The organism is Streptomyces sp. P1-3, assembly GCF_050613155.1.
GTDB lineage: Bacteria > Actinomycetota > Actinomycetes > Streptomycetales > Streptomycetaceae > Streptomyces.
Genome location: NZ_CP192512.1, coordinates 7777009 through 7791177 on the forward strand (window position 1 = coordinate 7777009; position 14169 = coordinate 7791177).

The 14169-nt window shown below is 69.5% G+C and carries 12 protein-coding genes and 4 pseudogenes; 8 read left to right on the forward strand and 8 right to left on the reverse strand.

The window, feature by feature from the left end; all coding sequences use genetic code 11:
- Positions 1–75: 75 nt before the first annotated feature.
- Positions 76–219: pseudogene (locus ACQUSR_RS33300) on the reverse strand (DUF4158 domain-containing protein); the annotation flags it as partial.
- Between the two features lie 65 nt (positions 220–284).
- Here ACQUSR_RS33300 and ACQUSR_RS33305 point away from each other — a divergent pair.
- Complete coding sequence (locus tag ACQUSR_RS33305; protein WP_431047069.1) at positions 285–857, forward strand: GNAT family N-acetyltransferase; 573 nt, start codon at positions 285–287, stop codon at positions 855–857.
- A 151-nt stretch (positions 858–1008) separates the two neighbouring features.
- Here ACQUSR_RS33305 and ACQUSR_RS33310 read toward each other — a convergent pair whose 3' ends face one another.
- Entirely contained in the window at positions 1009–1998 is a 990-nt protein-coding gene (locus ACQUSR_RS33310) for a TauD/TfdA family dioxygenase (RefSeq protein WP_431047071.1), read from the reverse strand.
- 928 nt (positions 1999–2926) lie between these two features.
- Here ACQUSR_RS33310 and ACQUSR_RS33315 point away from each other — a divergent pair.
- Together ACQUSR_RS33315 and ACQUSR_RS33320 are read left to right on the forward strand one after the other, a co-directional pair.
- Positions 2927–3451, forward strand: a complete 525-nt coding sequence (locus ACQUSR_RS33315; RefSeq protein ID WP_431047073.1) for a GtrA family protein — start codon at positions 2927–2929, stop codon at positions 3449–3451.
- 10 nt (positions 3452–3461) lie between these two features.
- A complete protein-coding gene (locus ACQUSR_RS33320) occupies positions 3462–3923 on the forward strand; it encodes a hypothetical protein (RefSeq protein ID WP_431048019.1) in 462 nt (153 codons plus the stop codon).
- Here the strand turns inward: ACQUSR_RS33320 and ACQUSR_RS33325 are convergent.
- Positions 3914–4256, reverse strand: a pseudogene (locus tag ACQUSR_RS33325) (MMPL family transporter); the annotation flags it as partial. The gene ACQUSR_RS33320 and the pseudogene ACQUSR_RS33325 overlap by 10 nt on opposite strands.
- Positions 4257–4378: 122 nt before the next feature.
- Positions 4379–4966 carry a DUF1062 domain-containing protein gene (locus ACQUSR_RS33330; protein ID WP_431047075.1) on the reverse strand — a complete coding sequence of 196 codons (588 nt, stop codon included), beginning with the start codon at positions 4964–4966 and terminating at the stop codon, positions 4379–4381.
- A 579-nt stretch (positions 4967–5545) separates the two neighbouring features.
- Between ACQUSR_RS33330 and ACQUSR_RS33335 the strand changes: the two genes are divergently transcribed.
- A complete protein-coding gene (locus ACQUSR_RS33335) occupies positions 5546–6760 on the forward strand; it encodes an alpha/beta hydrolase family protein (RefSeq protein ID WP_431047077.1) in 1215 nt (404 codons plus the stop codon).
- Between the two features lie 262 nt (positions 6761–7022).
- Positions 7023–8306, forward strand: coding sequence for an IS701 family transposase (locus ACQUSR_RS33340; protein WP_431047079.1), 1284 nt, complete (start codon positions 7023–7025; stop codon positions 8304–8306).
- A gap of 23 nt (positions 8307–8329) precedes the next feature.
- Here ACQUSR_RS33340 and ACQUSR_RS33345 read toward each other — a convergent pair.
- A pseudogene (locus ACQUSR_RS33345) lies at positions 8330–8527 on the reverse strand (MFS transporter); the annotation flags it as partial.
- A 139-nt stretch (positions 8528–8666) separates the two neighbouring features.
- Positions 8667–10334 (reverse strand): NAD(P)/FAD-dependent oxidoreductase, encoded by a 1668-nt coding sequence (locus ACQUSR_RS33350; RefSeq protein ID WP_431047080.1) that lies wholly within the window; start codon positions 10332–10334, stop codon positions 8667–8669.
- Here ACQUSR_RS33350 and ACQUSR_RS33355 point away from each other — a divergent pair.
- On the forward strand, positions 10321–10443 hold the full coding sequence (locus ACQUSR_RS33355; protein WP_431047081.1) for a hypothetical protein: 123 nt from the start codon (positions 10321–10323) through the stop codon (positions 10441–10443). The two genes, ACQUSR_RS33350 and ACQUSR_RS33355, sit on opposite strands and share 14 nt — an antisense overlap.
- Before the next feature lie 56 nt (positions 10444–10499).
- Here the strand turns inward: ACQUSR_RS33355 and ACQUSR_RS33360 are convergent, their stop codons facing one another.
- Complete coding sequence (locus tag ACQUSR_RS33360; RefSeq protein WP_431047083.1) at positions 10500–11585, reverse strand: DUF5937 family protein; 1086 nt, start codon at positions 11583–11585, stop codon at positions 10500–10502.
- 99 nt (positions 11586–11684) lie between these two features.
- Here ACQUSR_RS33360 and ACQUSR_RS33365 point away from each other — a divergent pair, with 99 nt between their 5' ends.
- Positions 11685–12959, forward strand: coding sequence for an MFS transporter (locus ACQUSR_RS33365; protein WP_431047085.1), 1275 nt, complete (start codon positions 11685–11687; stop codon positions 12957–12959).
- Here the strand turns inward: ACQUSR_RS33365 and ACQUSR_RS33370 are convergent.
- A pseudogene (locus ACQUSR_RS33370) lies at positions 12887–13621 on the reverse strand (hypothetical protein). The gene ACQUSR_RS33365 and the pseudogene ACQUSR_RS33370 overlap by 73 nt on opposite strands.
- On the opposite strand from ACQUSR_RS33370, the gene ACQUSR_RS33375 reads away from it, so the two are divergent.
- Positions 13620–14144 (forward strand): hypothetical protein, encoded by a 525-nt coding sequence (locus ACQUSR_RS33375; protein WP_431047087.1) that lies wholly within the window; start codon positions 13620–13622, stop codon positions 14142–14144. The pseudogene ACQUSR_RS33370 and the gene ACQUSR_RS33375 overlap by 2 nt on opposite strands.
- Positions 14145–14169 lie beyond the last annotated feature (25 nt).

Sequence of the window (14169 nt, forward strand, 5' to 3'; positions counted from 1 at the left end):
ACGGGGGCGGGCCCGCCCGCCCCCGCCCGGCCCTCCGTTCGCGTCCCGGGCCCGTGCTGCTCGGCGCCCCGTTCGAGCCCTGGCCCGCACAGCGGCCACCAGCCGGGCCGGCGTCGTCACGCCGGGCAGCAGTACCCGCCGCTCCCGCAGCCACCCCGCCGCAGCGTCGAACAGCGCCTTCGGCACCTCCCCGGTCGTCCAGGCCCGCGCGTCCACCCACGTGCCGGGCCGGATGCGACGGGGAACGGGAAGTGCCAGGTTGAACGCCAGGGTGCTCGGCCAGTATGGATCCCATGAACCCATTGCCCGCGTTGTCTGCCACAGAGATCACTTCGGATCGACTCCGGCTGCGTAAAGCACATGACACTGACCGCGACGGACTCATCGAGCTTCAGACCGATCCACAGGTCCGGCTGTACCTCGGCGGCCCAAGGCCCCGGAGCGCTGTCGAACAGTATCTCGACGCGATCGGTACGACCAACATAACCAACAACCCCGGCACGTTTGTCATCGCCGACAAGACGACTGACCGGCTCATCGGGACGCTCGTGCTCGACCGGCGCTCCGCCGACCTTCCCGGGCACGTCACCATGGAGGGCGAGGAACTGGAACTGACCTACGTGCTACGACACAGCGCTTGGGGCGCAGGGCTGGCGTTCGAGGCCGCCACGGCAGCGTTGCGCACCGCCGCCGCGGAGCTTCCTGACCAACTGGTCCTGGTAGTGACCCAGACGGCCAACGCGCGTTCACTCAAGCTCGCCACCCGCCTCGGCTTCCAGCGCATGAGCACTTTCGAGGCGCACGACGCGGAGCAAACGCTCGCCGTGGCCAACCTGTATTCATTCAAAGCCTCATAGTCGGCCCGGGCCTCCTCGTCCTCGACACCCCTACGTCACCCTGACAAGCCGAACTCAGTAATGCTCCGACGCCGGGGCGGCACGTCCCGGTTGGTTACGTGCCACCCCGGGCAGCGGCCCACTTGGGAATCTGGGGGCGGGGCCGATCGGATCAGGGTGCCGAGCCGGATCCCGCGGCAGGCCCGTGTGCGTAGCAGCGTCGCAGCCAGCGGGCGCGGCCTTCCGCCGCCGGCTCGAACGGCACCCGGCGATGCATCACCCGGCGATTGTCGAAGATGTGGAACCCGCCCTCCTCCACCAGCACCGGAATCCCCGGCAGGTCCGCGACGACTTCCTCGAACCGCGCCAGCGCCTCCCGCGCTGCCGGCGTGAGACCCGCCAGCAGCCCCGGCCCGTACCGAAGAGCGGGGTTGCCGTCCCGGAGCGTCCACACCATGGGCACCCCGTTCCTGCTCAGCGGCTTGCCGCTGTCCCCGTTTGTGTACGACTCCGGTGCGGCCACGGCGAATTCGGGCCGGTACAGCGCCTGGACCGTCCCGGCGGGCAGCGCGTCCAGGACCGTGTCGACGGGCAGCAGGTCCGTTGGAACCCGCTCCTGGTTGCGCATGCCGAAGAAGGAAAGGTAGTGGGGGATGGACTGCGCGACATCCGCGTTCGGCCGGTGGTCGAGTATGGAGTCGTCGGTGTGCCAGTCGAGCGGCTGCGCGTAACCCCACGAAGTGAGCGTCCGAGCCGCAGCGGCACGCGGCGCCACGTTCCTGATCAGACGCCCATCGTTCTCCCATCGGTAGGCGACCGGCGCCAGCCCCAGCAGCCGCAGGATTCCGAAGTGCACGAGGTTCGGCGTCCTGAGCAGTGCTTCGTCACAGAACCCGTCTCCCGGGGTGGGGACGGGTTCGCTGGGACCGGGCAGATTCGCCAGGGTCAACCAGGCGGTGGGAGTGTGCCGCCACTGCGAGAGCGTGTCGAGGACCGGGGCGGGTAGATGGTTGCGCAGATGCTTCGCGCCGTATTCCAGGTAGAGGTCGACTTCGGTGTCGGGGACGGCATCGCCGAGTTCGGTGACCGCGGCCAGGGCGGTCCTCAGCGCGGCCTTGGCCGAGTCGGTGATGTGAATGGTTCGGGTACCCCTGTTGGTCATGATCTTGACCCTATGAACACATCGCTCTCATGTTCGCATCCCACGAAAGATTTGAGGTCCTTCGGAGGTTGGCGTATGTCACGTGGGAGGCTGTCGAAGACGTGCGCCAGAACAGACGGTCCGGCTTTGCCGGTTACGCCGCCGGGTGGCTGAGTCCAGGTGCCTGGACTCGCGAAGAGGGCTTCCGAGACGGACCCTGCCCGGCGGAGCCTCAACACCGCAGGGGCCGCGGAGTGGGAAACCGGCGCACGTCGGGACCGGGAAGGCCGTCATGAGCGTCTGCCTATCGGCCGCTCCGGCGCCGACCGTAAGCTCCACCCGGGGCCGGACCCGGACCCGGGCCCTGATTGACAGTGGCCACGCCGTGCAGGAGGCCGAGACGGGCATCCATGCGTGGCGCATCGGCTTCTCGGTTCGCTGCGGGGTGCGCAGGGTGCGGCCGAGGTCGGTGCGTGTGCGGTAGGCGCGGAACGAGCGGACTCCTTGCCGCGCCGCTCCGCGACGATCAACGGCAGTGACTGCGAGCGCGCGTCGTCCCGACCGATGCGGATCGGCTCCGTGACGTCAACAGCCGCGCGTCTGACGTACCGGCGGACAGCGGACAGCGGACGCTCGGCGTCGGTGGGGATCACGCTGATGTGCTGCCCCCCGGCACGGCGGGCGCGCTCCCCGCGGAAGCCCCTGCCTTCCTGGCCCTTGCCACGGCATCTGCCACGCCCCGGCGCGCACCGAAGCTGCGCTGAGTCGCTGACCTGCACATTCGCGACTCCTTCCATGCAGTGGCGCCATTGGCGACACAGATAGCGCCATATGTAGCTTCCGATGGCGCCATTGATGTGCCATGATGGCGACATGGGCAGCGCGCCCCTCGGCCTCGCAGGCCGAGGGGCGCGCGTTTCGCGGAGTGAGCCATCAAAGGGGTCGGATCATGGAGACAGCACAGAGCCAGGAGCAGGCGGCGCCCGGGGCCTTCACCGCCTTCGCCCGGTTCGTGCTCTGCGGCGGCGGGGTGGGCGTTGCCTCCAGTTTCGCCGTTGCGGCCCTCGCCTCCTGGATTCCCTGGGTCCTGGCCAACGCCCTGATCACTGTGGTCTCCACGCTCCTCGCCACCGAGCTGCACGCCCGTTTCACCTTCGGCGCGGGCGGGCGGGCGACCTGGCGCCAGCATGCGCAGTCAGCCGGGTCCGCGGCGGTCGCGTACGCGGTGACCTGCGTGGCGATGCTTGTCCTGCAGCAGCTGGTGACGGCGCCCGGTGCGGTGCTCGAGCAGGTCGTCTACCTGTCCGCCTCCGCACTCGCCGGTGTCGCGCGGTTCGCGGTGCTGCGCCTCCTCGTCTTCACGCGGAACCGCTCGCAGGCCGCGGCCACCGTCCGCGCCGCCCGTCCCGTACAGGCGACCGTGGCCCGCGCCTCGGCCCCGGCCGGCCCCGCGGCGCTCTGCCGCGCCGCCTGACCGTTCCGCAGTGCGGCGTGCCGCGCGCGCCGGCGGGGCTGGCGGGCGGAGAACGCCCGATCAGCTACGGGTTCGTAACTCCCGGAGGTGGCCGGCCGCCGAGGGCGGGCGGCCGCTGGACTTCCACGGCGCCTGCACCGCGGGAACCGTCGCCCAGACCTTCGACGCCAAGGCCAACGGCGACTACCGGGTGCAGTTCAAGATGGCCGGCAACCCCGAACACGGCCTGGGCGTCAAGCACCTGGCCGCCAAGGCCAACGACACCACCGAGTTCTACGATTTCGACACTCACATCCACCAGATCGGCGGGGGCGGGCCGTACACGCCCCCGCAGGACACGGCCTGGCTGGTCTTCTCACTGGTGGGCGCGTCGGCCGGGACGAGGCGCGGCGGCGTGAGCTGGAAATCCCCACACCAGCCCTGGACGGTGAGGAATCCCCTCCCTTCAGGGAGGGGAGGATTCAACTTGTAGGTGACGGTCGCGTACGCCGTCGAGGCGTCCTCGCTCACCGCCTTCGCTCCTGGAAGGGCTCACGGCGCCGGCGATCTGACCACCGTCGGCCGCCTCGGCCACGAGCTTCTCGATGGCCGCCCGGTTGGCGGCCACGGTGACCTTCTGCCCGTCCTTGGCGACGAAGACGATCCGGGCGTTCGCCCCGTCGGCCTCGGACCCCGGGAAACGCTGCTCCATCAGGTCGAACGCCTTCCGGGACTCGATCCCTGGCATGGCCGACCCCTCATCCGGAGCGGCGGGAGTCTTGGCAGCGGCGAAGCCGACGGCAGCCAGGACCGCAACCCAGCACAAGGTGACACACCAGCGCCGTCGGAAGGGGCGGCCCGCCGCCGCCCGTCACGACCGTCGCCACCAGGGGCGTCAGGGCCTGTCCGGCGGATCTTGCCGGACAGGCCCCTGGTCCCGGGGAGGGCTCAGCGCTTGAGCGTGAAGGTGAAGTCGCCGGAGAGCTTGCCGCTCAGTCGGACTGCCGAAACGAGTTTCCCCTCCGTGATCAGTCTCTCGACCTCGGCCCGTGAAAGACCGCAACCTTCAGTGATCAGTCGCACCGGCCGGACAGGGATCCGCGCCGCAAAGCGGACCGAGACGTCGATCTTCCCCAAGCTCTCGGCTTCGCTCGAGCAGGGGAGACCCCATCCGCGGTCCAGGTGATCCGATCCGCCGGTGTCGAGGCGCCAGGCGTTGTCCCAGTCGAGGGCGATGCGATTACGGCGCCGCACGACCGGATCCTGGAGCAGCTCAGCTGTCAGGCCAGGGTCGTTGTCATGCAGCCGGTCCAGCAGCTCAGGTCGTACGGAGCGCACATTCATCCGCTCCAGGACCGTGAGCTTTGCAGTTTCCCCGCAAGCGGTGCAGAGCGCGAGGAGCCAGGCGTCGATGAGCTTGTGGTTGGCGTTGACACGAAATTTACCGCTTGCCCGGAAGCGCTCGGACGCGCACGCGTGGCAACGGCGGAGAACGAGCGGCAGGCAAGTCGGCACGACCACCCAGTTTTTGAGCACAGAAGTACACCGGTTTCAGTGTGAGAAGTCCGCAGCAAAAAGGAGCGCGGCGCGCACGCGCGACGCGCGACAAATCAGCGCTCGGGAGGTCTCACAGGGTGTACAACGGCACGTCCTTGACTAGACGACTTGGTTCGGCAGCACGGTAATGAGGCACAGCGGCGCTGCTCCACTGGTTTTCGAGCGCCTCACGGCTAGTACTCCAGTCTGACTTCGCGATCTTGCGGCGGACTGAACCGAAGCACGATGGTCGTCGCACAGGCGGACTTGTTGTCACCAAGATCGCAGCAGGCGCATCAGGGAGAGACCCTGTGCGGGGTCGGAGAGGTCAGCTGCACCTCCCCAAACAGAGCATGGTGCTGGCCGTCTTCGGGCGGTAACGCGAACGGGGGTAGGCACCAGGAGGACCCGGGGGCCTGCACCAGTGCGTCGTAGTTCGGAACGCGTGAGGCTGAACTGGCTTTTGACGAGTCACGTTTGGAGGAACTTGTGATCATCTCCGCCTCACCATCCTCGCGCAGGGCAACGCGGTACCGCAGCGGCCTCCGGGCAGTAGGGGCGGCCGTCTGCTGCGGCCTGATGCTGAGCGGGCCGGCCGTCGCCACCGCCGCCACTGCGCCCGCCGCCCATGCCCAGGCGCAGGCGCAGCACGAGGAGCGTGGCCGGGGCACGCTGGTCTCCGCCGAGAAGTTGTACACGCTCGCGACCCCGCAGGCCGTGGCCGCCGAGCTGGGCGGTGCCGGGTTCGATGACGGCACCGTCCGGTACGGTGTGGTCGCGTACCGGTTGGTCTACCGGACCGTCGATCCGCACGGACGGCCCACCACGGCGAGCGGGCTGCTCGTGCTCCCGCGCAACAGCGAGAGGCGGTTGCAGGCAGTCTCCTTCGCGCACGGCACGGGCAGTCACAAGGACGACTCCCCGTCCATGCAGCGCGGCGCTTTCCTGTCCGCGCCGGTGATCGCGCATGCGTCGGCGGGTGCCGCGGGTGTCGCGCCCGACTATCTAGGGTTGGGCGAGGGCCCCGGTTTGCACCCTTGGATGGACATCGGCTCCGAGACCACGGCATCCCTGGACATGCTGCGCGCGGCCCGCGCCTTCGCGCCGCGCACCGGACATGTGCTGGAGCGCAAGGTCATGGTCACTGGCTTCTCGCAAGGCGCCTCGGCGGCACTGGGGCTCGGCCGGGCTCTTCAGGCAGGTGAGGACCGCTGGTTTAGGCTGGGCGCGCTGGCACCGGTCAGCGGCGCCTACGACTTCAGTGGAACGGAGCTGCCCGCCATCCTCGAGGGCAGGCTGGAACCCAAGTCCAGTGTGCTGTACGCGGCCTACACCCTGGTGGCGTTCCAGCGACTCCACCACGTCTACGACAATCCCAGCGAGGTCTTCCAAGACCCGTACGACCAGACCGTCGAGGGACTCTTCGACGGTGCGCACACGGGGAAGGAGATCATGGACGGTATCCCGGGCGCTGTCGACGGCCTGCTGACCGCGCACGGCCGCGAGCTGCTCGCGCATCCGACGGGGCCGCTGGCAGCGGCGCTGCGCACAACCGATGCTGTATGCACCGACTGGGCCCCCCGCGCCCCGGTCCGGCTCTATATGGCGACTGGGGACGAGCAGGCCGCCACCGCAAACACGGAGCACTGCCAGGATGCTCTGCTCAGGAATGGCGTGGACGCCCCGGCCGTTGATCTTGGCGCTGTCGACTACCACGGATCCCGACACCTGGGGTCCAATGTCGCGGCCACCTCGGCGATCGTGCGCTGGTTCGGTGAGTTGCGCCAGCGGTGACGTGAACGTGGCAGCTGGTGCCGGTGACTATGCCGTGCTGCCCGAGCCGATGGTGACAAGCAGCGCGCTTACCGGGTGACAACCACCCTGCCTCCGCCGCTGGCAGACCAGCAGGTCGGCTGCTCTCGTTGGTGACAACTTCGGCACACGGACGCGGGTGCGGACGGGTACGGCCACCGCGTGATCATCGGGGGTTGTGTGGACTCCTGAAGATCGTGCGGTGGCCGCGGGCCATGGCGTAGACCCTGTCCGTTGGCGAGCGATGTTCGACCACGTCATGGCCCGGATCGCGGGACGATTTGGGCGGGTGGAGCCTCGGGCGACCGCCCGCGCCTATCTGCTCGGGTTGCTGTCGGGTGTCGAGCGCAAGAACTGCTGGCGGCTGGCCGAACAGGCCGGTCACGCCCGTCCGGGGCCGATGCAGCGCCTGTTGCGCTATGCCCGCTGGGACGCCGACGCGGTTCGCGACGACGTCCGCACCTACGCCGTCGAACACCTCGGGGCCGATGACGGTGTTCTCATCGTCGACGAGACCGGCTTTGTGAAGAAGGGCCGGGCCTCGACGGGGGTCCAGCGCCAGTACACCGGCACCGCAGGACGCATCGAAAACAGCCAGGTGGGCGTGTTCCTCGCCTACGCCACCGAGCGGGGGCGGGCGCTGATCGACCGTCGGCTCTACCTTCCTGAGCATTCCTGGTGCTCCGATCCCGAGCGCCGTGATGCTGCCGGGATACCCGGCCAGGTGCAGTTCGCGACCAAGCCACGCTTGGCCAGCGAGATGATCGCCGCCGCGCTGGACGCCGGAATCACCGCATCCTGGGTGACCGGCGACGAAGCCTACGGCCAGGACCCGCACCTACGCGTTCACCTGGAGGAGGCCGGCATCGGCTACGTCCTGGCCGTGGCCTGCTCCACCAGGGTCCGCATCAACCAAGGCCGCACCCCCATCCGCGCGGACACCCTCGCAGACCGCCTGCCCGAAGCGGCCTGGCGTCGGCACAGCGCCGGCAGCGGTGCAAAGGGCCCGCGCAACTACGACTGGGCCTGGGTTCATATCGGCAGCGCCAGCCACCATCACCTGCTCATCCGCCGCAACCGCACCACTGGCGAACTCGCCTTCTACCTGTGCTGGTCACCCACCAAGGTGCCCCTGTCCGAGCTGGTCCGCGTCGCTGGTGTCCGCTGGAACATCGAAGAATGCTTCCAGGCCGCCAAGGGCCAGGTCGGACTCGACCACTACCAGGTCAGGAACTGGACCTCATGGCACCGGCACGTCACGCTGGCCATGCTCGCCCTGGCCTTCCTGTCAGCCATAGCGGCCGACACGGCCCCCAGCCGGCCCGCCGATCCGCACCACCCCGCCCGCATCAGCGACACGATCGCTCTCACCGTCCCTGAGATCCGTCACCTGTTCGTCGCCGTCTTCAACCCACCGTCCGTGTCCGCAACCAGGCTGCTGCACTGGTCCAACTGGCGCAGACGCCACCAGGCAACAGCCCGTCGCAGCCACTACAGACGACGGTCCTCCGACGAGTCCACCGGATAGATCACAAAACCGCATTGGAGTACTAGGGCGCCGTCGAAGACGCCGCTCAGGTTGTAGCCGACCGCGGCCCCGCTGCAGCGCACCCGTGGTTCGAAGAGTTCCGGGAGATACGCCGCGACGACGGTGAACGTGGGGGTGGACGCCAGGCCCGCGCCCAGGAAGTCGAGGAACATCAGCAGCGGCTCGCCCGTGTGCAGCAGCGCGATCAGCGGATACGTCCACGCACGGCGGCGCAGCTCATCGGGATCCTCGACGGACGTGCCATGGTCTGACGCAATCAAGCCTCCACAGGCCCCGGAGCGGCTCAGTGTTCCTTTCTGCGCAAGCTGCCGAGAGCGAGTGGAGTGGGAGGGGAGCCGGTCATGGCCCTGTGTGTGACAGGTGCGCGGGTGGCACAGCCGCCCTGCGATGCTTGATGTTGACGGCCGAAGCCTTGGCCACTGCCACCGGGTTCAGGAAACGCAGCGGACTGATCAGGCGGGATGCAAAGAGATGGATGTGCCGCGCCACCGATTCATCGCGCGCTGCCGCCGAGAACATCAGCCGCTCCATGGGATTGAACGGACGGGCCTTGGCGTAGTCGGCGGCCAGGTACTGGTGACCGCGTAGTCGGCGCCGGTGTCTGCGTGCGTACGCCACGAGCGACTTATCGAGGTCGCCCCGACCGGTTGCGGCCGAGGCGACCGCCTCCGCCAGCCATTGCGCGGACTGAAGGGCCCACCCGCATCCCACTCCCCACAGGGGATCACCGGTCAGGGCGGCGTCGCCGATGAGCGCGACGCCCGGTGCGGTCGGCTTGCGGCTGTGAAGCGGGTAGTTGACCATGCCAGTGATCTTCGTGATGCGCTCGGCGGAGTCGATGGGCGGTGCCTCGGGTAGGGCGCGGACGAATTCGAAGAAGCTGCCCTCCAGGTCTTCCCGGAAGGCCGGCAGCCGCTTCTTGTCCGGGAGCACCGCGAGGACCGTCACCCCGTCGTCGTTCGGAAAGGCGTACGCCATGTCGGGCTCGAGGAACCAGGCGTGAGCGATTCCGCCGTGCAGGGGAAGGTCGCGGAAGTGCGCGAGATAGCCGAACCGCGCGTTCTCGTACAGCCGAGCAGGCATCCCGGCGAACTTCGCCACGGCCGAGTCCTTGCCATCGGCGCCGACCACCAGGCGGGCCCGGATCTCGCGCTCGCCCTGTGGTGTCGACACGCGCACCCCCAAGGTGTGTCCGGCCTCCCGGACCAGCCCGGTCACCTGGTGACCGAGGAGCAGATCGACGCCAGGGGTCTTGGCCGCATGGGACCTGATCAACGGGTCGAGGGTGCTGCGCCGAATGTTGTACCCGTACGGCAGCTCCGGGCCCGCCGGCGCTGCCCTCGGCTCGATCCATCCCCAGCGGGTGTACCAGCGGGCATGGTTGCGGACGGCTCCCGCCTTCTCGAGAGCGGGGATGAGGCCGAGTTCGTCCAGCACCGGGTAGGCGTTGGCCGTGAGGGAGTGGGTGCACAGCACCTTGTACGCCTCGGGGTTTGAGTGGCGTTCCAGCAGTGCGACGCGGACACCGCGTCGAGCGAGCAAGATCGCCGCGGCGCTGCCGGCGAGGCTGGCTCCGCTGATGACGACGTCGTAGTCGTATCCCGCGCTCTCAGGCTTGGTCATGCGCTGATCGCTCCCTTCGGGGTGTGGTGTCGTTCGTGGGAGTGGTGCAGTGCCACTGCTGTCAGGAACATGAGCAGTTGTCAAGAGTTGTGGATATGCCAGATAACCTTCCGCTGAATCGCTGTGGCCAGCATCGCTATCGTCGGAGCCGGGCCTCAGCTGGGCCTGGCCATCGCCCGAACCTTCGGCTCCCAGGGCTTCGGCGTCGCCTTGATCTCCCCCAACCGCGAGAAGCTCGACGACATCGTCGGCAAGCTCACCGCCGAGGGCATCACCGCCGCCGCGGCCTGGCCCCGCCCGCAACTGGGCCGTCAACCTGAACAACGAGCTGGCCCGCAACGGCATCCAGGGCGCCCACGTCGGCATCGACGTGTCGGTCGGCACCGCCGTCATCCCGGGCCTGCCGACGGCTCAGCCCGAGCAGATCTCGCCCGTCGACTGGGAGCCGCACACCAGCCAACGCGACGAGGCCGAGCGCGTCTTCCGCCTCTGACGCCGCACCAGGTTCCCAAGGCGGCGGTCGCCCGCGTTCTGGCGGACCGAAGCCACTCAGCGCAGTACGGCCGCCAGCAGGTCGGTCCCCAGCGCCGTCAGATCGGGAAGATTGAGGGTGTAACGGACGTAACGACCGTGCCGCCGGGCCGTGAGCAGGCCCGCGCGGCGCAGGGCAGCGAGGTGGCGGGAAACCTCCGGGAGTGAAAGTTCCCAGGCGTGGGCCAGCTCACCGGGGGTGTGCGGGCCGCGGGCCAGGGTGCGCAGCAGCCGCAGCCGTACCGGATGGGCGAGTGCCTCCAGCCGTAGTGTGACCGTCTCCAGCGATACCGGCTCCGATGGACTCGGCTCGGCCACGGGGTACTGCACCACCGGCTGCCACCCGGGTGCGTGGACCACCACCAGGTGCGGGCTGCCGAAGACACTGGGGATGAAGGTGACCCCGGTGCCGTGGGCGGCGGTCGCCTTGTCCTGCAGCTTGTCCACGATGATGCAGTCGCCGTCCGGTGCCAGGGTGACCGCGCCGGAGACCGATGCGAGTGCTGCCCCGATGCCCTGGCGCTTCAGCAGGTCGTTCTTCAGGCGCAGGTCGGTGGCGAGCTGCACGGCGGCGCCCGTCCAGGCGGCGTCGAAGAAGGCCTCGGCGCACTGTTCGAGGGTGTGGCGCACCCGCGCCCGCACAGCGGCCGGGTCCGCGAACAGCCGTTCCGCGAAGGCTTCTTGCCGCGCGCCGCGGGCCTGGGCCAGCTCCAGGGCCCGCTCGCGCGCGGCCGCGTCGGTGAGCGGGGACGGCGTAGCGAAGGGGACCCGGTTGCTGCCGCACGTGGTGACGAGCGCGGCGGTCACATACGTTTCGTCGTCGATCCGGTCCACGTCGTCCAACTCCTCGGCGAGGGTCGGCCGAGGCCGGGCGGGGAGCAGGAAGTCGGCTTGTGAGGAACGCCAGAGGAACTCCGCCTCCCGCAACCGCTCGGCCAGTTCCGGCCGCAGCGCGGCCCAGACGTCCCCGGCCCAGTCGGCGAACTGCGGATGGTGCCCGGGTTCGGCCAGCACGTGCAGCATCGCGGTCAGCTCGGCCAGCGGGGAGGCGGCGAACCGCAGTCGCTCGGACGGCAGGCCGCTGATGTCGATGCGCAGCGTCATCCCTTCATCATCGCTGGTCGGACGGCCGGCTACGGCGTCGGTTGACGGTGTCCGTCAACCGACGCGGCCGGTCCGGCGGCCGAACGCACCGTTGTCGCCATGGCAACCACCACCAAGATCCAGCCTCGCGCCCTCGTCCGTGCCTCCGGAGGCCCCCGCTATGCCGTCGCCCTGGCCGTGGACGCGCTCGGCACCGGCCTGCTGCGGCCCTTTCTGCTGCTCTACGGGGTGACGGTGCTGAGGCTGTCCGCGCCCGCCACCGGCATCGCCATGACGGTCGGCGTCGTCGTGGGTCTGGTGTGCATGCCCGCGGTGGGCCGATGGCTGGACCGGGGCGCACGCAGCACGGTCGTGGCAGCGTCGATGCTGGTGCGGGTGCTTGGCGTGGCACTGCTGCTGGCCACCCCGGCGGGGAACGTCTGGCTGTTCGCGACGGCGGCGCTCTTCCTCGGCATCGGCAACCAGGCGTGGCCGGCCGCCCACGCGGCTCTCGTGGCCACGGTCGCCCACGGCCGGGAACGCGACGCCGCTCTCGCGGGAGGCCGCGCCCTGCGCAACGCCGGACTGGGCGTCGGCGCGCTCATCGCCACCGCCTGCCTGGCGGGCGGCACCACCGCATTGCAGGCGCTGGCAGCCGTCACCGGGCTCGCCTATCTCGCTGCGGCGGCCTTGGCGTGGTCGGTCCACCTGCACGCGCATCCGGCCGCCACCCCGGCCAAGGACGGGGCCGACGGGCCCGCACCGCGGATGCGCGCGCTGCTGGCCGCCAACGTGGTCTACGTCTTCTGCCTCAACGTCCCCGAAATCGCGCTCCCTCTGGTCCTGGTGACACAGTTGCACGCATCCCCGGTGTGGTCGGCAGCCATCTTCGTGGCCAACACGGTGCTGGTGGTCACCCTTCAGGTTCCGGTCACCGTCCTGATGTCCCGCTTCTCCCGGCGGACCGTGCTGGCTCTCGCCGGCGTGGTACTCGCCGCGTCCTACCTCGGCTTCCTCGCTGCCACCTCACTGGGACACGGCTGGGGTGCCCCGGCCGTCGCCGCGGTGTCCGTGGTCTGCACCATCGGCGAGATCATCTATGCCGGCAGTGCCACCGCGCTCGTCACCGCCCTCGCCCCAGCCCATGTCCTGGGACGTACCCTCGCCCGCTTCGAACTCTCCACGGGCTTCGGCCTCGCCGTCTCCCCGGCGGTCATCACCGCTCTCGCACCCCATGGCTCGGCCGCCCTCTGGGGCAGCCTCGCCGGTGCGACGCTACTCTCCGCCTCCGCCGTCGCCACCGAGAAGGATCGAGGAACGGCTCAGCGGTCGCTGCCGCCGGGCGCGAGCGGGCTCGTGAGCTCGGCAATCGCCTCTAGCGAGGGTTCGAAGTAGCGGCGGACGTTCTCCGGCTTCTTGTGTCGGGACGTCGCCATCAGCTTCAACAAGGGACGCGCCCTGCTCGCCGAGGTGGGTCAGTGAGTGGCGGTACTCCGGCAGATCCCGGCCTGTGCCCGGCCACCGAAAGGCGGTGTGCCCGTCCAGCGCGCTCCACGGCGCAGGGCGTGCCTGGCTGTAGGAGAGCCGGGCTGGCCCGGTGTCCGGGCATACGTCGCGTGGTCTGACGACCCTGCTGGGCCCCGGGCGGCGGTGGGTGACGAACACCGGGCCGCAGGTGCGGCCCTTGAGTAGCCGCGGCAGCAGCCGGGCAGTACCGGCAACCCAGTACACGGTTTCCAGCACGTGGTCCCCACGCACCTGACCGCGGCGGCGGTTCTTCGTGCGGGCGCCCTTGGCCTTGACCAGACAGCGACGGCCGGCGAAGTCCACGCCTCACCGACCTCGTCGTCCGCCACCGTCGCCAGCGGCGGGGCCTCACCGAGCCGCTCGGCGGTCTTGCCCACCCCGGCCCCGTAGTTCCGGACCCTGTTCGCGTTGCCCAGCGAGTCCAGGAAGACGTCGGCCGCCGCCCGGACGGTGAGTGTCGTGCAAGCTACCGCAGATACTGGACCTCCGCGCACCCTCCTCGGTAATGGCGCTGGCACCGTAGGAGTCATGGGAGCAGCAGGAACGACACCGGAACCGAAGACCCCAACGCAGAGCGGCCTCGCGTCTCTGGGTGAGGTGGCGTGCCGTTATCAGGCGGATGAGATCTACCCGGAGGACCTGCCGATGATCGCTGCTGAGGCACTCGCGGCTGGGCTGGACACCCCGACGCTGTGTGAGCTCGCCGGCTGGTCTCGCAACGCGGATGTCCGCGATATCCGCAACGCGTTCGAGCAAGCACTGTCCGAGTCCGGGATCGAGTTGCCCGATCCGGGCCTGGCGCGGCGGCATGCTCTGCGCCGGCTGGCGGCGAGACTCGTCGATGGAGAAATCGCTCCCGCCGACCTGGCGACGGACGACTGGTGGGAGACGGAGGTCGAGACCGCGGAGGAGCGATCGTTCGTATTGCTGATCCCGCAATGTGAGTGCTGCATTGAGTACACGTTGGGGCTTGACCAGCGGACGTGGGCAGCCGAGCTGCGGATCGCCGCGCTCGCCCTGACATCGTCTCCGCCGATCGGCCCTGGCTGCTGACTCTGCCTGGCGTGCTCACTCTCGC